Consider the following 18631-nt stretch of genomic DNA (forward strand, 5'->3'; position numbering starts at 1 on the left):
GTGTTCACGACACGGGTGTTGCGCTGAATGGCGCACAATGTGGCCGTGTTCGGACACTTGGGCGTCGCCCCGGAGCTCACCGCCGTTTACGAGCTCCTGGTAACGGGCGGAAGCCGCACCACGGACGAAATCGGCATCTCCGGCGCGCTGCTGGAGCAGATGCGGGACCTCGGTCTCGTCCGGCACCTGCCGGGTGACGTGTGGCAGGCCGTCGCGCCCGACCTGGCCGTGGAGGCGCTGATCGCGGCCCGCGAGGAGCAGAACCGCAGGGCCCGCGCGGACGTCGGCCCGCTGATGGAGCTGTACCTGCGCAACCGCGACGAGGAGCTGGCGGACAACGCGTTCGTCGAGGTGGTGTCCGGTGTGGACGCTGTCCGGGAGCTGTGGCACGCCCTGCTGCGCGGCGCGCGCGACGAGGTCTGCGTGCTCGACCAGCCGCCGTACGTGACACCGCTGGGCCAGCACGTCGCGCTGGAGGACGAGACGCGCGAACGGGACGTGCAGTGGCGCGTCGTCTACGACCGCTCGGCCGTCGACATCCCCGGCAGGGTCACGGAGATCATCGAGCTGGTCGCGGCCGGCGAACGCGCCCGCGTCACGCCGACGCTGCCGTTCAAGCTCGCGGTGATCGACACGCACGCGGCGGTGCTGCCCGTCGTGAACGGCGACGTGGTCGACAAGGTGCTGCTGATCCGGCCGTCCGCGTTGCTGGACGTGCTGCGGTCGACGTTCGAGCTGTACTGGGACAAGGGAATCCCGTTCAGCCCCGGCGGCATCTACGCGGCCGCGGCCGACGTGGACCCGAACCTGCTGGGTTTGCTGGCCGCCGGGCTGACCGACGAGTCGATCGCGCGGCAGCTGGGGCTCGCTCCCCGGACGGTGCAGCGGCGGGTGCGGCAGCTGATGGACCGGTGCGGGGCGCAGACGCGGTTCCAGGCCGGTGTTCAGGCGATGCGACGCGGTTGGCTCTAGGGCGTGTCCCGGAAGTTCGTCCGGTGGCAGGCGCGGGCGAGAGACCCGGAGACGGTGCCGCCACAACGCCCTCATACCGGGCGTATTCGGGCGTTGTGGCGGTGCCGTCTCCGGGGCCCTCGCCCGCCACTGCCGCCCGACGGGACTTCCGGGACACGCCCTAGCGAGCAACCTCCGGTGATCTTGAGGCGTCTCACTCTGTGCGAGCAAGTACTCACCAGGGGGATTCGAGAATGCGCATGCGCAAGGTGATGGCGGCTGCCCTGACGGGCCTGGCACTCATCGGGATCACGGGTACGGCGTCGGCGTCCGCGGACCTCACGTGGCCGCCGAAGGACATCACTCCGGTCCACAAGACCAAGGCGGAGCTGGAGAAGCAGGCCGCCGGGTTCACCGCCCGTCAGCAGGAGACCTTCCCGAAGGTCTTCCGCGGCGCGGAGAACGTCTCGCCGGGCAACTGGGGTGGCGAGGCAGAGGGTCTGTTCGACGACATGCAGTACATGACGAACTGGACCACGTTCACCGTGCAGGGCAGGAACAACACGGTGTTCACGCAGGTCAACGCACCGGGTCACTTCCAGGATTCGCCCGGGCAGCTGTGCGAGCGGAACACGTGCACCGGCAAGATCAGCGACCACCGCGGTGGCGTGACGGTCCTCACCAAGGACGACCAGTACGGCGTCACGATCGCGTGGAACTTCCGCCGCAACGGTGAGGTCGTCTGGGCGCAGAGCTGGACGAACGGCACCGAGGCGCAGCTGGCGGCCGTGGCCTCCGACCGCGCGTACACGTTCACGCGCTAGCAGTAGAGGGAGCGGGCGCTTCCGGTCATGGAGTCACCGGAAGCGCCCGCTCGATCAACTGGCGACCTTGCGCGCGGCCACCAGCTGCCCGTCCGCGAAACCCTCGACGCGCACCTCGCGCCCGGTCGCGGTCAACGTCGCGGTGTGCGCGCCGTCGGTCACGTCCAGCGAGGTCATCGGGCGGCCGTCGACGTAGACGTCCACCCGGTCGAGGTTCACGGTGTCCAGTGAGACGGTCGTTCCCGCGACCGCCACTCCCAGCCGGCGCACCGGCAGCGCCTTCAGCAGTTCTCCCGCCCTGGCGAGCAGGTCCACGTTGCCCTGCAACAGGTCCGCGCGCGTCAGCTTGTGCTGGTGCGTCGGCCGCACGCCCAGGTCCTCCACCGGCGTGCCGGCGAGCTTGCCGACGCGCAACGTGCGGCGGATCGACACGCGCATGTTCGCCTTGTTGGGCAACGGCTTGTACGGCGACTCCGCGTCGGCCGGAGCCGGGATCTTCAGCAGGGTGGCCAGAAGTCCGTGCGTCCAAACGTTCGCACCGCCGGCACCGGTGTTGTCGTCCACGCCGAGGATCGGGCCCAGCTCGTGGTCGGCCCAGCCCGCGGCGAAGATGTCCGTGGCCGAGTAGCAGCGCGCGTCGGTGATCAGCACGACCGGGCCGTGGTACGTCTGGCCCACGGCGTTCGCGCCGTCGACCGGTGTGATCGTGTGGGAGCAGGAGAACGCCTGGCCCGTCTCGGTCGAGCTGTCGAGCGACGGGAACCACGGGCCCAGGTCGATCTGGCCGGTCGGGTCCTCCGCGTGGCGGCGGCAGATCCGCAGGTTCAGCGGTGTGCTCAGGAACTGCACGGGCTCCGGCGCGACCTGCTTCGGCGTCATCGTCTGGAGCAGGAACTCCGAGGCGAAGATGTGGCCGCCGCCGTTGTCCCGCACGTCGACGATGAGTCCGTTCTGCGGCAACAGGTTCGCGAGCCGGACGAACTCCGCGAGGAACCCCTCGGGATCGTCGACGCTGAAGGTGAAGATCCGCAGGTGCCCGAACGTGCCGGACGGCGTGACGACGGGACGTGCCCTGAACACGCCTGGCATCGTCGTCGGGACGTCCTGCGCCGCCATCGCGACCGCACCGCCGGAGGCCTCGGCCTGCACGACTTTGGGCGCGTGCAACAACTTCTTGGCGCGCGCCTTCTCGTCCGAGTCGAGGTCGACGCCCTGCGCGGCCGCGGCCGGTGACAGCGAGTCGACGTCCGTCATCGGCGGCAGGTTCTCGGTGACCTGCCAGTCGACGCGGATCTCCCCGGCCGCGCCCGCCTCGGTGCGGTGGCTGACGACGACCCAGTCCTCGTCGGGCGGGAGCTGGATCACCAAGGGGCGCAACGTGAGCGACTCCAGGCCGCGGGCGTGGTTCGCGGCGGAGTTGCTGCCGCAGAAGACCGCGCCGTTCAACGCGACCGCGCGGGCGATCGGCGTGCCGTTCCAGTGCGTCACCTCGGCGCCGACCGCGAGGCCGTCGAAGCCTGCGACCGTGCGGGCGACGAGGTACTGCTCGGTGCCGTCCTGCGCGAAGCAGCGCTCCAGCTGGAACGGCAGGAAGGCGATCTTGCCCGCGAACGGCGCCGGCAGCAGGTAGTTCGTGTGCAGGTCGCGCACCGAGTGGAAGGTGCTCGACAGCTCGCGGTGGAACTGCCACTCGGCCTCGGCCGTGGCGTCGGTCTGCCGTTCGAGTCTCGCTCTCAGGACTCTGAGTCTCTGCACGGGGTTCACGGCGTGCATGGCGACCTTCAGAGGCAGGTGCGCGTAGTTCTGCTCCAGCAGGATCAGGGCCTGGTCGACGATGAGCTTGCGCTGCGCCAGGGTGAGCGTGCCCGCGGTGGCGAGGAACTCGGCGAGTCCGACGGAGTTCGCGACGTTCGGGTGAGCGGTTGCGGTCATGGTGGGGCCTCCTTGCTCAGTAGAGGCTTCCGGGGCCGTCTGGATACACCTTTTTCACCCGTTCGGCCGCTAACTGGAGCAGTTTTCCGGACGACAACTGGAGTAAAGGGGAGGCCGGCATGAGTCCACGCGTCCTGGAACTGCGCATCCACGGGGTCAACAACACGCCCCCGCACGCGATGCTGGCCCTCGCCCCCGACGAAGTCGAGCAGTTGGAGGGCAGCGACAAGTTCGGCAGCTTCTGGCAGCCGATTCCGGACAAGGTCGCCGCGTTGCCCGCCGATCACGTCGGCCAGGTCTCCCCCAGGGTGCGGCGCGAGGCGTACTCGTGGGGCGGGATGGCGCGCAGCAGCCCCGGACTGGGCGGCAGCGGGGTGCCGTCCAGGGCGGTGAACCTGCTGGGGCGCATCGGGTGGGCGCTGCTGCTGCCGTTCGGGCTCGCGAACGTCGCCTACTGGTCCCGGAAACTGCCCGTGGACGCGACCGGGGAGAACCCTCAGCGGGTGTGGTGGAACTCCGGTCGCGGCGCGGCCAGCACGCGCCTGTTCGGGCTGGGGCTGACGTTGCTGCTGGTGCTCGCCGTGTGCGAGGTCGCGATCGACGTCTACGCGGTCCAGTGCTCGTTGCCCGCGACGAACTGCAGGCGTCTCCCCGAGTTCCTCGACTTCCTCGGAGACCCGGCACCTCACGTCCGGGTGCTCGCCGCCTCCGCCGTCCCCGTGCTGCTGCTCCTCGGGCTGGTGGCGCTCACCTCGTTGTCCCGCAGCAGGTACGAGGCCTGGGAGAGCATGCCGGAAGACCGCGAAGGGGTGATGCTCAGCCGGTCGTCGATGTGGCAGGGCGACTCGCGGGTCGGCCGTCTCACCCGGTTGCACCTCGCGGCGGGGTTCTCGGTCGTGACCCTGGTGACGAGCGTCCAGGTGCGGCACGCGTTCTTCCTCGGGATCTCCCTGCTCGCCGCCGTCGTGCTCGCCGTCGTCGTCGCGCGGGTGGTCGTGACGGCGGCCGACGGACCGGACGTACCGCAGTCGGTGAGGAACGGGCCGTGGTCGCTGCGACTGGTGGCCGCGGCCGCGGTCGTGCTGGCCGCGCACCTCGTCGGGCTCTACGTCCTCGCGCCCTCGTTCGTCGGTCCGCTGCTGGTCGTGCAGTGGGGACCGCCGGTCGTCACCACGGCGTTGCTCGGATCGACGCTGGCGGCGTGGTCGTGGCGGCGCAACGACACCAGGGGCCCGCTGGTGTTCGTGGTGCTGTTCGTCGCGTTCATGGCCGCCGGGCTCTGGTTCTGGTGGGCGTGGATCGGCGTCCTGCTGGTGGGCGCGGCCTTCGCGTGGAGGGCGCGGCCGCGCAAGGGCGACGGGTGGCAGGCGTGGCACGGCTCGGGACCCGGTGTGCTGCTGGGGTTGTCGCTGACCTCGTCGGTGACGTTGTCGACCGTGCTGGTCCTGACGTTCCGGGGCTGGATCGGCACGGGCCTGCGGGCGTCGTCGTTCTACCTGTGGTTCGGCGCGACCTTCGCCTGCGTCGCGGTGCTGCTGTTGCTGTTCCTGTTGGTGCACGCCGGTTTCTTCGCGTCCCGCTGGAGGAGGCCGTCGCCGTTCGACGGTGAGGGCACGTCGCCGGTGGTGCGAGCACGACACCTCGCCGCCGTGGCCCACCGCGCCGAGAACGTCGTCGGGGTGCTGTCGATGCTCAGCGTGCTCGCCCTGGTGCTGACGTGCTTCCTCTCCTTCGCGTCGCCCGCGTGGGCGCAGTGGTCGAACATCACGTGGGTGGTGAACGGGAGCAACTGGGTCATCGGCGTCGTGGGAGTCGCGGTGGTCGGCGCGTTCGTCGGGGCGGGCACGCTCACCAACCGCCGGCCGCTGGGACTGGTGTGGGACCTGATGTGCTTCCTGCCTCGCGCCGCACACCCGTTCGCGCCACCCTGCTACGCGGAGCGCGCGGTGCCGGAGATCGCCCGGCACACCCACGAGTGGCTCGCGAAGTCACCCGAACACCGCGTGGTGCTCTCGGCGCACAGCCTGGGCGCGGTGCTCGCCGTGGCGGCGCTCTACGCGTTGCCGGAAGGGGATCTGCGCCGCGTGCAGCTGCTGACGTACGGCGTGCAGCTGCGGCCGTACTTCGGGCGGATCTTCCCCGAGCTGCTCGGCCCGGCGGTGCTGGGCACGCCGCAGGTGCGCGCGGGCACGTTCTTCAGCCTCGACCCGTGGCGGCGGCCCTCCGGTGATCCGCAGCCCGGCGGGCTCTCGTCGTTGATGGGCGAGAACTGGGTGAACCTGTGGCGCCGCACGGACTACCTGGGGTTCCCCGTGTGGAGCTGGACGGACGGTCCCCCCGATGTTCGTGCCGACGAGACCCGGGACGGCGCGTCCACAGTGGAGACCCACAGCGACTACCACCGGTGCGCGACCTACCGGGAGGCCTTCGACGGGCTCGTCTCGATTGATCTGAACCGGCAGCCCGATCGTGGACGTGGAGAGGATGGGAACCTGGAACGCAGTTGAGTCAAGGGAGAAACATGCGCACGACTGTGGCGACCCTCGCGGGTGCCTTGCTGCTCACCGCGGGACTGGCCGCCTGTTCCGGCGGTTCTGAAGCTCCGACTGACGCGCCCGCGGTGAAGCCGATCGCCGAGACGGCTGTGGCCGCACCGGCCGCGTCAGGCGACCAGCCCGCCGGCATCACCTACGACGTCGCGCGAATCCCCGTGGGAGCCCGGCTCTCCACCGGTTCCACCGTCGCGGATGGACGGACGACGGTGGAGCTGAAGGTGTCCGGCCTGCTACCGGACACGAAGTACGGCTCGCACGTGCACACCAAGCCGTGCGGCGCGAAGCCGGCCGACTCGGGCCCGCACTACCAGAACTCGAAGGACCCGGTGTCCCCGAGCGTCGACCCGGAGTACGCCAACGCGCAGAACGAGATCTGGCTGGACTTCACCACCGACGCCCAAGGCGCAGCGACGGCCAAGGCCACCGTGGCGTGGGAGTTCCGCAAGGGCGAGGCGAACGCCGTCATCGTGCACGCCACGCACTCCAGCACGGAACACGGCAAGGCGGGCACCGCCGGCGACCGCCTCGCCTGCCTGACAGCCGCTTTCTAGACCGGCCAGGTGAGGGCCACGCTTCCCGGCAGGTGTGGCCCCGCCACCGGTTCCAGCACCGCCGCGCGCACCAGGCTCAGCACCTCGTACCGGCTGCCGGCACGACGAACGAGCCCGCGCACGCACAGGTCCCTGAGCGCCCGGCCGTACCCGGCCTCCTCGCCCTCGGCCATCCTGACGAGCAGCATCCGCGCCTCTTCGTCCACTGTGGACAACGACCGCCGCAGCGAGTCGCGCAGGTGCGCCGAGGTGGGGTCGAGCGGGTGCGACCGCAACCGTTCGAGCAGGTGCTGCGGCGAGTAGACCATGAACCACCCCGCGGCGAACTCCAGCGCCGACGGCAACCCGTCCAACGCGTGCACGAGACCCATGAGCGCGGCCTGGTTCGCGGGCTCGGGCTTGAACGCGGGCCGCACCCGGTGCACGTGCGTCAGCAACAGGCGCACCGCGGCGTCGTCGGCCAGCGCGCCCAGCGGGAACACGTGCTCACCGGGCAGCCCGGTCGGTGCCAGCGCCGTGACGATGACGCGCAGCCTCGGGTGCGCGTCCAGCAGGCGCGGGTCGGGGCGGTGGTCGGTGACGAGGACGGTGTCGTGGTCGTCGTCGACGGTGGGGGTCGCCTGCGTCGGGTGCCACAGCACGGACCAGCCGTGCCGGAAGTGCAGCTCGCCGGCGACCTCCAGGGCGAGCCGCGTCTTGCCGACGCCGCTGACGCCCGTGATGGTGATGAGGCGCCGCGGCTCGTACGGGGCCGCGAGGGCGCGGGCTTCCGTCCGGGCAGCGGCCTGGGTAGCTGAGTGGGTGGATGTCTGGGTGGCGAGTCGCACGACCTGATGCTCGGCGTCGGCCGACACGACCCCAACGCCACTCACGCCCTGATAGCGCCCCTCAGCCGGTGTGGCTCCTGCGGCCCGTAGGTGCGCCTCCGACGACGAGGCTCCACCGGCGCCCGCACACGGCCCGTCCATGAGCATGCGCGCACGCCCGTCCATCGGCGCTGCGGCTCCGCCCAAGCCCTGACGGCGGTCGTCCGGCGATGCGGCACCCGCGCCGCCTACTGCGCGAGGCGACTCGTCGACCAACCCACGCGCACGCTCACCCACGGACCCAGCGGCACCCACGGCGCGAGGCGACTCGTCCGCCGACCCGCGCGCACGCCCGTCCACCGCCCCGCCAGACCCAGCGGCCCCCACGCCGCCACCACCGGACCCCTCCGTCAGCAAAGCCGCCAAAGCCGCCGCCTCGGCCTCCCGCCCCACGATCAGCCCACCCGGCCCACCAGGCGCGGGCGGCGCCACCGCGGCACGGCCGGCCGAACGCCCCCCTGCCTGCTGCAGGTCGGCGCGGCTGCCCTCGTCCAACCGGAGCCCGTCGGCCAGCAGTCGCACCGTCTCAGCTCGTGGCGAGCGGGTGCGGCCGCATTCCAGGTCTCGGATCGCCCGGACGCTCACCATCGCGAAGTCGGCCAGCTGTTGCTGGGTCAGACCCGCGCCGATGCGGTGCGTGCGCAGCAGTTCTCCGAACTCCCTCATCCCGATCCCTCCCTCGGACTCCGAGTCTCGGGGCGAACGGGCCGGGAAACATGGGTGGCGGACCCCCATATTCACGGTCGCGCGCAGAAAATGGGGGCGCTCGCAAATCTGGGGGATTGATCCCCATGTGCGGGGGGCTCGCGCGTGCGAGGTTGTGCCGGTGACCTCCGCGGCCGAGACCAGCACTGGCGAGAGCTGGACAGCAGCCTTCGCCCACGCCTTGCGCCCGCTGATCGACGCCTCCCGCACCGAGGTGGCTCCGCCGTTCGACGCGGCGTTCGCCGAGCAGCTCGGGCGCCGGTTGGTGGAGATCGCGGCGCGGACGCTCGTGCTCGAGCTGCACACCGTGCGCGACACGTTGACGAGCCCCACCAGCGAGGGAAGGTTCACCGAGTTCACGCGGACGCTCAACCTGTCGAGCGTCTTCAACCGCTACCCGGTGCTGGCGCGGCTCCTCGCGCAGGCCTGTGAGCAGGCCGTTTCCACCCATCACGAGCTGTCGTCGCGGTTCACGCGGGACCGCGCGCGGATCATCCAGACGATCTTCGACAACATCGATCCCGGCGCGCTCATCTCCATCGAGACGGGCCAGGGCGACGCGCACCAGCAGGGCCGGACGGTGGCGATCCTGACCTTCGAGTCCGGCCGGAAGCTCGTCTACCGGCCACGGCCGGTCGGCCTGCACGAGCACTTCCAGGACCAGGTCCGGTGGCTGTCGACGCGGACCGGAATCGAGTTCCGGTCACCGCGGCTGCTCCCCCGCGACGGCTACGGGTGGATCGAACACGTCACCCACGAGCCGTGCGCGGGCGTGTCGGAGGTCGCCGAGTTCTACCGCAGGCTCGGCGCGCTGCTGGCGCTGCTCTACGCGGTCGACGGCACCGACATGCACTACGAGAACCTCATCGCGTGCGGCGACCAGCCGGTGCTCGTGGACGTCGAGACGCTGTTCCACCCGACGCTCGTGAACGACGCCGACCCCGCCGCGCTCGCGCTGGTGCGGTCGGTGCACCGCACGGCCCTGCTCCCCCACGTGCTGCTGGGTGACAACGGGGTCGCGGACGTGTCCGGTGTCGGCGGCGACCACGGCGTGCTGTCGCCGTTGAACTCCGTCGACTGGGCCGACCCAGGTACCGACAGGATGCGCCTGGTCAGGCGCCCGCGGACGTCGTCGGGGGCGCAGAACCGGCCGCTGCTCGACGGCACGCCCGCCGAGCCCGCCGACTACCAGGACTCGCTGCTGGCCGGGTTCCGCGCCGGCTACGACGCGATCGTGGCTCATAGGGACGATCTGCTGCAGCTGGTCCGTGAGTGCGCCAACGAAGAAGTGCGGTTCGTGGCGCGTGCGACGCGGCAGTACGCGCGGTTGCTTGACGAGTCGACGCACCCGTCCGTGCTGGCCGACGCGCTCGACCGCGACCTGGCGTTCGGCGTGCTGGTGGTGGACGACCCGCTGCTCGACCGGCTGGTGCCGTTCGAGGTGTCCGACCTGTGGCGCGGGGACGTGCCGCTCTTCACGTGCCGGCCGGGGTCGACCGACCTGTGGACCGCGTCCGGGCTCCGGCTGCCGGGGATGCTGCCGGAGCCCGGACTGCACGCCGTCACGCGCAAGATCCTCGGGATGAGCGAGGTCGACCGCCACGACCAGCAGTGGGTGATCACCGCGCTGCTGGCGTCACGGCCGCGCCCGGTGTCGCACCACAGCGGCGCCGCGGTGCAGGGGCACGTCGCCCCAGTCGACCCGGACCCGGCGCGGCTGCTCGTCGCCGCCTGCGGGATCGCCGACCAGATCCTCGCGCACGCCGTCACCGGTGAGGACCGCGCCAACTGGCTCGGCCTCGAACTGGTCGACGACCGGCACTGGACGGTGCAGCCGCTCGGCGCCGGCCTGTCCAACGGCTACACGGGCGTGGCGCTGTTCCTCGCCGAGCTCGGCGCGCTCACCGGAGCCGCGCGCTACGTCGACTTCGCGCGGGACGCGCTGAGGCCGTTGCCGGACCTGCTGGACCTCTTCGCCGAGGAACCGGATCTCGTCACGGTGGTCGGCGGCGGGATCCACGGCCTGGGCGGCATCTGCTACGGCCTCGCGCGTCTCACCTCGTTGCTCGGCCTCGACCCGAAGCTGCTCGCGCAGGCCGTCGCGCTGATGCCGAGGGAAGATTCGTCCAACACCGTCGTGGACGGCGTCGCGGGCTCGCTGGCCGCGATGCTCGCCGTCGGAACGCCCGAATCACTCGCCCTCGCCGATCACTACGCGTCTACTCTCCGTGGCGCTATTTGCTCCACGAATGGTTTCGCCCGAGGCGATGCGGGAATCGGATGGGCTCTGAGGCGTTACGCCGCAACGGTTCGTGACGAGTTATCAGATGTGGCCGCACGTACGTTCACGGAGAGCAACTCCGTCGACCTGACCGACACCGGATGGTGCACGGGCCTGGCCGGCATCGCGCTCGCCCGTGACGACGAGCGCCTGGCCGGTCTGCTCGCCGCCAAGGAACCGTTGCGGGACATGAGTCTCTGCCACGGCGAACTGGGCGTCGTCGAGGCACTGGCCGCGCACCACCCCAGCGCCGCGAACCGGCGCACGGCGTTGTTGCTGGGAACACTGGACGAACACGGCGCGCGCTGCGCCACTCCGGGTGGCGTCCCGTCGCCCGGACTGCTCACGGGCCTGTCCGGCATCGGTCACGGCCTGCTGCGCCAAGGGTTCCCGATCCCCTCGGTCCTTCTACTGCAAGCATCACCCGACGATGAGGAGTGCACCCGATGAACGAGTCCCTGCACCGCTCGGCCGACCAGTCCGACCCGGCCGAGCACGCCCTCGGCGAGATGGAACTGACGCCGAAGACGCTGGCGGGTGCGCGGGCGCGTGCGTTGATGGGCCTGACCATGGCGACGAGCGCGTTCGTGGCGATCACCCCTCTGCTCACGGACACGACCGTGAGCGCGAAGTAGGAAACTTTCACCTCGAATACGTCTGGCCGGTCGATTTCGAGACCGGGACGAGCCCGTTAGGGTCCAGACATGCAGACAGGGGCGTCCCGGGTGATCGGTCGTGATCAGGAAGTCACGGCCGTCACCGGGGCACTCTCCCGCACTCGTGACTCCCGCGGTGGAGCCGTCTTCCTCACCGGTGAGGCGGGGATCGGCAAGTCGAGGCTCGCCCGGTACGCGGCGGGCGCGGCGTTCGACGAGGGCATGCGGGTGCTCAAGGGACGCGGCACGACGATCGGCCCGATGGTGCCGTTCCGCCCGATCGCGGAGGCGTTGCTGGGCCTCTTCCGCGGCGATCCGCCGGACGACTCGGCGCTCGGGCCGTACAAACCCGTGCTGGGCACGCTGATCCCGGAGTGGCACGACCACAGGTCGACGACCGAGTCGGTCGTGGTGCTGGCCGAGGCGGTGCTGAGGCTCCTCGCGTCCGTCGCGCGCAAGACCGCGGTGCTGCTCGTGCTCGAAGACCTGCACGAGGCGGACGCGGAAACGCTAGCGGTGGTGGAGTACCTCGCGGACAACCTGGAGGACCAGCCGGTCCTGCTGCTCGCGACGATCCGCAGCGAACCGGGTCACGCGCTGGAACTCGTGCGCCGGATGGTGCAACGCGGGTCGGGCGCGCTGGTGGAGCTGCACCGGTTGTCGCAGTACGAGGTCGGCCAGATGACGGCCGCCTGCCTGGAGAGCGACCGCATCCCGCCGGAGCTCGTCGATCGCTTGTGGACGGACAGCGCCGGGAACCCTTTCGTGGTCGAGGAGCTGCTGCACGGCATGGTGAGCGGTGGCCTGCTCGTGGCGGGTGCGCACGGCTGGCAGGTGCTGGGAGAGCTCAAGCTCCCGGTGCCGGCGGCGTTCGTCCGCAGCGTCGCGCACCGCACCGACAGGCTGGGACCGCAGGGCCGCGAGGTGCTGTCGATCGCGGCGGTGCTGGGCCACCGGTTCCCGCTCTCCCTGGTGCAGAAGGTGACCGGCGTCGACGACCGCGAGCTGCTGAGCCACCTGCACGCCGGCGTGGCCGCGCAGCTCGTCACACCGGACGAGCCCGCGCCCGACTGGTACGCGTTCCGCCACCCGCTCACGGCGGACGCGTTGCTGGCCCAGCTGACCCTGGCCGAACGCGTCGACCTGTCGGCGCGCACCGCCGACGCGATCGAGGACCTGCACCCCGGCCTGCCAGGCGACTGGTGCCCGCTCGTCGCGAAGCTGCGGTTCGACGCGGGAGCCGGGACCGAGGCGGGACTCCTGTTCGCCGAGGCGGGCAGGCGCGCGCTGGCAGGCGGGGCGGCGGAGTCGGCCGTCACGCTGCTCGACCGCGCGCAGGGCCTGCTCACCGAGGAGATCGGCCTGCGCGCCGACGTCCTGGACACGTTGCTGCCCGCGCTGGCCGAGACCGGCGAGTTCGAACGCGCGTTCGCACTCGACGTCGCGGATCTCCAGGCCCTGGAGGGTCCACGCCGCGCGAAGCTCCACTCGCGACTGTCCCGTGTGGCCTTCACCGCCGGGTGGTTCACCGAGGGCGTCGAGCAGGTGCGCATCGCGAGGACGTTGCTCGGGCCCGACGCACCCGACGCGCTCACCGCGGCGCTCGACGTCAACCTGGCCCACCTCACGCTGAACATCCCGAGCCCCGACCGGATCTCGTCGGCGGAGGGCCTCGCCCGGCGGGCCGCCCAGGCTGCGGACAGGGCGCAGCTCCCGGTGGAGGCGTGCGAGGCGTGGCAGCTGCTCGGCATCATCGCGCGCGAGCAGGACATCAACGAGGCCAACGAGTGCTTCGGCAAGGCCCTCGCCCTCGCGGACACGCACCACATGCCGATCCAGCACGTCTACGCGCTGGTCCGCCTGGCGGGCAACGACTGGCTGCAGCACGGCGACACCGCCTCCCTCGACCGCACCCACGCCGAGGCGTCCAGGGCGGGCGCGATCGCGGTGGCGCACAACGTGGACGCGATCCTGGCGTTGCAGTCGGTGCTGACCGGTGAGTACGCGGTGGCCGCCGAGCAGATCGAGCGGTGCCTGCAGACCACCACGCGCCTGCGGTTCCACTCGCTGACCCGCTACCTGTTGATGAGCAAGGCGACGCTGGCGGCGCACCAGGGCAACCGCGCCGCGGCGGACGACGCCATCACCGAGTTCGAGGCCGTGGCGAAGAGCGGGGCGCAGGAGTACCCGCTGTGCTTCGGGCTCGCCCGAGCGTTCTGCGCGTTGCTGGAGGAGAACCAGACCCTGGCGATGACCGAGCTCGACCGCGCGCTCGCCCTGGAGTCGCAGAACCCCACGACGTTCCACCTGTCCGGCACGCACGGCATGCGGGTGCTGCTCGGCGTGCTCGACGGCAGGTTCGGCTGGGCGGAGCACCAGGCGCTGACCGCGTCGTCCGCCGCGGGGATGCGCTGGAACCGGCAGTTCACCGAACTGGCGCACGCCGTCCTGCTGGGCCGCGACGGACGCGCGGACGAGGCCCTGCGGGCGTTTCAGCACGCCCAGGAGGCCGCGGAGCCGTACCCGCTGGCACGTCACCTGGGGCTGCGGCTGGTGGCCGGGGAGGCGACGTCGTGGGGCGATCCGGTGGCCTGGCTGCGATCCGCGGAGGAGTACTTCCACCAGCGCACGATCCCGGCGGTGGCGTCGGCGTGCCGGGGGCTGCTCCGTCAAGCGGGCGCGCCGGTGCAGCAACGCCGCAGCGGCACGGACCAGGTGCCGCGCCAGCTGCGCGGGCAGGGCGTGACGGTGCGCGAGTTCGAGGTGTTCGTGCTGCTGGCCGACCGGATGGGCAACAAGGCGATCGGCACGCGCCTGCACATCTCCCCGCGCACGGTGGAGAAGCACGTCGCCTCGCTCATCGCGAAGACCGGCCAGCCCGACCGGGAGTCTCTGTCCGCGTTCGCGGCCGGTTTCGGCGGCTAGTCGTCTTTCGGCGGCTGGTCGTCGCGGACTCGCTTGCGATGACTGGTGTCGCAGAACGGGAATCGCTTGCTGCGCCGGCACGCGCACACCGCGACCACGAACCGGTCGCTGGTGTGCGTCACGCCGTCCTCGGTGACCAGCTCTACCGGTCCCTCGACGAGCACCGGCCCGTTCGGCACCACCGTCACCCTGCGGGCGTTCTGGCCTGTCACCTCGGATCACCACCAGTTCCTCGTGCAGCCGGTCCGCATCGATCAGAACGTCGTCGCGCAACCGCTGGAACGTGGTGTCCCCCGGTGAGGAACCTTGAAACACCTCGTTTTCCCGCCTTTTTCGCGGGTACGCCAGGTGTTCCCGGACCGTCTTGGCACCGAGGGTCACTCCTCGGCGGACCCCGGCTCCGTCATCGAACGCATCAGCTTCGCCTTCACCGGGTCCGGCGCCACCTTGCCCGCGATCGCCTGCACCTTGTTCTTCAGCGATCCCGCCACCACGTGGTCGTCGCCCTTCATCAACGCCTCGAAGCCCTGCCGCGCGACCTCCGCCGGATCGTCCTTGTCACCCGTGGCCACCTTGGTGTCCTGCATGCCCGCGCGGTCGAAGAACTCGGTGTCGGTCGGCCCCGGCATCAACGTCGTGACGCTGACGCCGGTGTCGCGCAGCTCTTCCCGCAGGCCCTGCGCGAACGACGCGAGGAACGCCTTGGAGGCCGCGTAGACCGAGTGGAACGGGCCCGGCGCGGTGGCGGCGATGGACGACGTGAAGAGCACCCTGCCCTCCTTGCGGTCCACCATGTCGCCGAGCAGGCGGTGCGAGAGGTGCACGGCCGAGCGGACGTTCAGGTCCACGATCTCCAGGTTGTCGTCGACCGACGTGTCCCGCACGAAATCGCCGCCGACGCCGACACCCGCGTTCACCGCGAGCACGCCGACCGGACGACCCATCGCGCGGACGCGCGCGACTACGGTCTCCACACCCTGGTAGCCGCGCAGGTCGGCGCGCACCGCCTCCACGTGCACGCCACCGGTGCGCAGCCTCAGCTGTGCGGCGGCGTCGTCGATCCTCTCGTCCTCGGCCACGACGACGACGTCGAAGGCGTTGTCCGCGAGGACTTTCGCGAGTTCGTACCCGATTCCACTGGACGCACCGGTCACCACGGCAAGCGCATTCACAGGCGTTCTCCCTTCCGGTCAACGCCCGGATACCCGTGGCCACCAGGTCGATGCGCATCGGCCGAAAGACTGATGCAACCTCTCCGGCCCATCAGGTGTCCTTATCGGTAGGTTGGTCGAAACGACATGGGGGACATTCGTGCGCAAAATTCTTCTCGCGCCGCTGTGCGCGCTGGTCACGGTAGGCGTGGCTGCGTGCAGTCCGTCAGGTCCGGAACCGACCAATCCGGAGCTGGCGCCGCGCGGCACGACGATGACCAAGGTCAAGCCCACCAAGCAGGACCTGACCACCAAGCTGAGCATCGCGGGCAAGGTCGAGATGAACCCGACGTTCGGGCTCGTCGCGCCGGCTGCGGGCCAGGTGCGGTTCTTCGACGTCCCGGCGCCCAACGGCACGCCGACCAAGCCGATCCGGGTCGCGACCGTGTGGAAGGACCAGACGCCGAACTACGTCGAGGCGCCCGCGGGGTCCACGTTCAGCGGCAGGCTGGTCGACGACAAGGCGTCGGTGACGGCGGGCATGCCGATCGCGTCGGCCAAGCACGTCGGCTACGCGATCGTCGGTGACATCGACGGCCAGCAGGCGTACAAGATCAGCGGCGCGCTGACCGACGTGACGGTGCAGATCAAGAACGGCCCCGGCCCGTTCCCGTGCACGGTGCTCGGCACGATCGCCGCGCTGCCGCAGGGCACGATCCCGGAGAAGCCGCCGGTCACGCAGGACAACAAGGACGGCGAGAAGAAGGACCAGCCGCAGCAGCAGCCCCAGCAGCAACAACAGCCGAGCTCGTCGACCGGCTTGCGCATCGTGTGCACCGCGCCCGGGGACGTGCAGATGATCAACGGCGCCACCGCGTCGATCGAGGTCACCACCGGCAAGGCGGCGCAGGCGCTGGTCGTCCCGGTCGAGGCCGTCGCGGGCCAGCAGGGCAAGGGCAAGGTCGACGTCATCCAGCCCGACGGCTCGCGCCGCACCACCGACGTGGTGCTGGGTCTCACCGACGGTAAGGTCATCGAGGTCAAGTCGGGCCTCACCGGGGACGAGGAGCTCGCCGTGCCCGGCCCGAACCTGCCGGAGGGCCAGCAGCAGGGCGACCAGCAGCAGAAGCCGACGGGACCGTGATGACGCAGTCCTTCGAGCAACCGACCGTTCAGGTCCAGGCACCACTGCTGCAGCTCAACGGCATCACGAAAGTCCTGAAGGGGCAAGGGGAACCGCGCACCATCCTGTCCGGTGTGGACTTCACCGTCCATCCTGGACAGAGCGTGGCGATCCTCGGCCGCTCCGGTTCCGGCAAGTCGACCCTGCTGTCGCTGATCGGGCTGTTCGACCGCGCCGACGAGGGCCAGTACCTCCTGCACGGCGACGACATCACGAAGCTCCCCGAACGCAGGGCGGCGGCGTTGCGCAGCGCGGAGTTCGGGTTCGTGTTCCAGCGCTTCTTCCTGCTCAAGCACCTCACCGCGGCGCAGAACGTGGCGATGGCGCTCGTGAACGGCCAGGGCTGGTCGGCGCGGCGCAAGCGCAGGCAGCAGGTGATGGAGGCGCTGGAGCAGGTCGGCATCGCGCACCTCGCGAAGTCCAAGCCCACCAGGCTTTCCGGCGGTGAGCAGCAGCGCGTCGCGATCGCCCGCGCACTCGTGCGGCAGCCGCGCATCATCCTCGCCGACGAGCCCACGGGCGCGCTCGACACCGAGACCGGCAACCTCGTCGTCGAGGTGCTGCTCAACACGACCAGGCAGGGCTGCGGCCTCGTGCTGGTCACGCACGACCACGACCACGCGCGCAAGATGGGCCGCGTGATGGAGCTGCGCGACGGGCGGTTCAACTGATGCTTTCCGGCAAGTTCCGGTCCGCCCTGGTCATCGGCGGACAGGGCATCCGTGCCCGAAAACTGCGCACGTTCCTGTCGATGGTCTCGCTGTTCCTCGGCGTCCTCGCCGTCGTGGCCGTGCAGGCGGGCGCCGAGATCGCCGAACGCGCGATGCTCACCGACGTCGAGCTCCAGTCGGGCAAGGACGGCACGGTCACGGGCTACGTCCCCGGCGAGAAGGGCGCGCCGGGCATCGTCGAGTCCACGATGAAGGGCCGCACCGACGCGGTCGCGATGATCAGCTCCAAGGCGATCATCGGCGAGCCCGGCGTCCGGCCGATCAACGAGGGCGGCATGCCGTTCGAGTACGCGGGCCGCGGCGGCGACTACTCGGGCCCGCAGGTCTACTGCGACTCGAACGGCACCTGCACCGAGCAGAAGGCGCAGGAGAAGAAGCCGGACGGCCAGGCGATCGAGGTCAGCATGGTTGCGCTGACCGGCGACATCCGCCCGTTCAAGCCGTTCCGCCCGGTCACCGGCAACTGGCTGGAGTTCGACACGGCCCCGTCGCTCGCACCGAGGATCGTGCTGAACGAGGAGGCCGCCAAGGGCCTGCGGCAGTACCGCGTCCCCGGCGAGATGATGATCGAGGGCGCCACCCACCACGTGTCGCCGCAGATCATGGGCGTGGTGCAGGACGGCTACTTCCAGCCGCGCATCTACATGCGCCTCGACGAGCTGCGCACGTGGATGCCCGCGGCCGCCGAGACCACCGAGGTGGACAGGATGCGCGGCGGCGGCACCAGCCTGGAGCTCTACCTGCAGCCGGGTTCCGACGAGCTGCAGCAGCTGCTGAAGGCGAAGCTCGCCGGCGTCGGCATCCCGCAGGACCAGATGCACTTCCAGGTCGTGAAGTCCAAGGAGCGCATGGAGTCCGAGCTGCGGATCATGCGGCTGATCTTCCTGGGCATGGCGTTCCTGGTGCTGCTGATCGGCGTCGCGGGCATCCTGAACGTCGGCCTCGCCACGGTGGGCGAACGAGTCGAGGAGTTCGCACTGCGCCGCGCAGTGGGCATGTCGCGAATGCTGCTCGCCGGCATCGTGCTCGCCGAGACCCTGCTCACCGGCCTGCTGACCGCCGCACTGGCGATCGGCGCGGGCGCGGCGGGGCTGCAGGTGGCGCTGATGATGTTCGGCAGCAGGTTCCCGTCGTTGCAGGGCACCGCCTTCCCGTGGGAGGCGGGCGTCGCCGGCGTGATCGCGGGCCTGATCGCCGGTGTGCTGGGTGGGCTCATCCCGGCCATCCGTGCGGCGCGGATCCCGATCGCCACAGTCATGCGAGCCTGAGTGCTGTGGCCGCCGAACCGGGGGTTGGGCGGCCACAGCGCTGTCCGGCTCG

14 protein-coding genes are annotated in these 18631 nt (G+C 70.7%); 10 read left to right on the forward strand and 4 right to left on the reverse strand.

The window, feature by feature from the left end; genetic code table 11:
* The first annotated feature begins 45 nt into the window (after positions 1-45).
* Both ACFWN2_RS15900 and ACFWN2_RS15905 read left to right on the forward strand, forming a co-directional pair.
* Positions 46-972, forward strand: a complete 927-nt coding sequence (locus tag ACFWN2_RS15900; protein WP_382428135.1) for a LuxR C-terminal-related transcriptional regulator — start codon at positions 46-48, stop codon at positions 970-972.
* A gap of 233 nt (positions 973-1205) precedes the next feature.
* Positions 1206-1775 carry a hypothetical protein gene (locus ACFWN2_RS15905; RefSeq protein ID WP_382428137.1) on the forward strand — a complete coding sequence of 190 codons (570 nt, stop codon included), beginning with the start codon at positions 1206-1208 and terminating at the stop codon, positions 1773-1775.
* A 54-nt stretch (positions 1776-1829) separates the two neighbouring features.
* On the opposite strand, the gene ACFWN2_RS15910 is transcribed toward ACFWN2_RS15905, so the two are convergent.
* A complete protein-coding gene (locus tag ACFWN2_RS15910) occupies positions 1830-3707 on the reverse strand; it encodes a S41 family peptidase (RefSeq protein ID WP_382428139.1) in 1878 nt (625 codons plus the stop codon).
* Between the two features lie 119 nt (positions 3708-3826).
* On the opposite strand from ACFWN2_RS15910, the gene ACFWN2_RS15915 reads away from it, so the two are divergent.
* Both ACFWN2_RS15915 and ACFWN2_RS15920 read left to right on the forward strand, forming a co-directional pair.
* Positions 3827-6214 (forward strand): hypothetical protein, encoded by a 2388-nt coding sequence (locus ACFWN2_RS15915; RefSeq protein ID WP_382428140.1) that lies wholly within the window; start codon positions 3827-3829, stop codon positions 6212-6214.
* Between the two features lie 14 nt (positions 6215-6228).
* Positions 6229-6813, forward strand: coding sequence for a superoxide dismutase family protein (locus ACFWN2_RS15920; RefSeq protein WP_382428142.1), 585 nt, complete (start codon positions 6229-6231; stop codon positions 6811-6813).
* Here ACFWN2_RS15920 and ACFWN2_RS15925 read toward each other — a convergent pair.
* Positions 6810-8345 (reverse strand): helix-turn-helix domain-containing protein, encoded by a 1536-nt coding sequence (locus ACFWN2_RS15925; RefSeq protein ID WP_382428144.1) that lies wholly within the window; start codon positions 8343-8345, stop codon positions 6810-6812. The two genes, ACFWN2_RS15920 and ACFWN2_RS15925, sit on opposite strands and share 4 nt — an antisense overlap.
* 160 nt (positions 8346-8505) lie before the next feature.
* Between ACFWN2_RS15925 and ACFWN2_RS15930 the strand changes: the two genes are divergently transcribed.
* From ACFWN2_RS15930 to ACFWN2_RS15940, 3 genes are all read left to right on the forward strand, one after another.
* Positions 8506-11115, forward strand: coding sequence for a type 2 lanthipeptide synthetase LanM family protein (locus ACFWN2_RS15930; protein ID WP_382428146.1), 2610 nt, complete (start codon positions 8506-8508; stop codon positions 11113-11115).
* Positions 11112-11300, forward strand: coding sequence for a hypothetical protein (locus ACFWN2_RS15935; protein WP_382428147.1), 189 nt, complete (start codon positions 11112-11114; stop codon positions 11298-11300). Before ACFWN2_RS15930 ends, ACFWN2_RS15935 begins: the two co-directional genes overlap by 4 nt.
* 69 nt (positions 11301-11369) lie before the next feature.
* Positions 11370-14246 carry an AAA family ATPase gene (locus ACFWN2_RS15940; RefSeq protein WP_382428149.1) on the forward strand — a complete coding sequence of 959 codons (2877 nt, stop codon included), beginning with the start codon at positions 11370-11372 and terminating at the stop codon, positions 14244-14246.
* Here ACFWN2_RS15940 and ACFWN2_RS15945 read toward each other — a convergent pair.
* Together ACFWN2_RS15945 and ACFWN2_RS15950 are read right to left on the reverse strand one after the other, a co-directional pair.
* A complete protein-coding gene (locus ACFWN2_RS15945; RefSeq protein ID WP_382428151.1) occupies positions 14243-14458 on the reverse strand; it encodes a CDGSH iron-sulfur domain-containing protein in 216 nt (71 codons plus the stop codon). The two genes, ACFWN2_RS15940 and ACFWN2_RS15945, sit on opposite strands and share 4 nt — an antisense overlap.
* A gap of 165 nt (positions 14459-14623) precedes the next feature.
* The gene (locus tag ACFWN2_RS15950; protein WP_382428153.1) at positions 14624-15418 is read right to left on the reverse strand and encodes an SDR family NAD(P)-dependent oxidoreductase; all 795 of its coding nucleotides are present in this window, start codon (positions 15416-15418) and stop codon (positions 14624-14626) included.
* A 139-nt stretch (positions 15419-15557) separates the two neighbouring features.
* On the opposite strand from ACFWN2_RS15950, the gene ACFWN2_RS15955 reads away from it, so the two are divergent.
* From ACFWN2_RS15955 to ACFWN2_RS15965, 3 genes are read left to right on the forward strand one after another with little or no spacing between them, the layout of a single operon-like run.
* Positions 15558-16541: an efflux RND transporter periplasmic adaptor subunit gene (locus ACFWN2_RS15955; RefSeq protein WP_382428155.1), complete on the forward strand. Its 984-nt coding sequence runs from the start codon at positions 15558-15560 to the stop codon at positions 16539-16541.
* The gene (locus ACFWN2_RS15960; RefSeq protein WP_382428157.1) at positions 16541-17251 is read left to right on the forward strand and encodes an ABC transporter ATP-binding protein; all 711 of its coding nucleotides are present in this window, start codon (positions 16541-16543) and stop codon (positions 17249-17251) included. Before ACFWN2_RS15955 ends, ACFWN2_RS15960 begins: the two co-directional genes overlap by 1 nt.
* Complete coding sequence (locus tag ACFWN2_RS15965; protein ID WP_382428160.1) at positions 17251-18579, forward strand: ABC transporter permease; 1329 nt, start codon at positions 17251-17253, stop codon at positions 18577-18579. Before ACFWN2_RS15960 ends, ACFWN2_RS15965 begins: the two co-directional genes overlap by 1 nt.
* Positions 18580-18631: the final 52 nt, after the last annotated feature.

The sequence above is a fragment of the Lentzea sp. NPDC058436 genome (assembly GCF_042721515.1).
Lineage (GTDB): Bacteria > Actinomycetota > Actinomycetes > Mycobacteriales > Pseudonocardiaceae > Lentzea.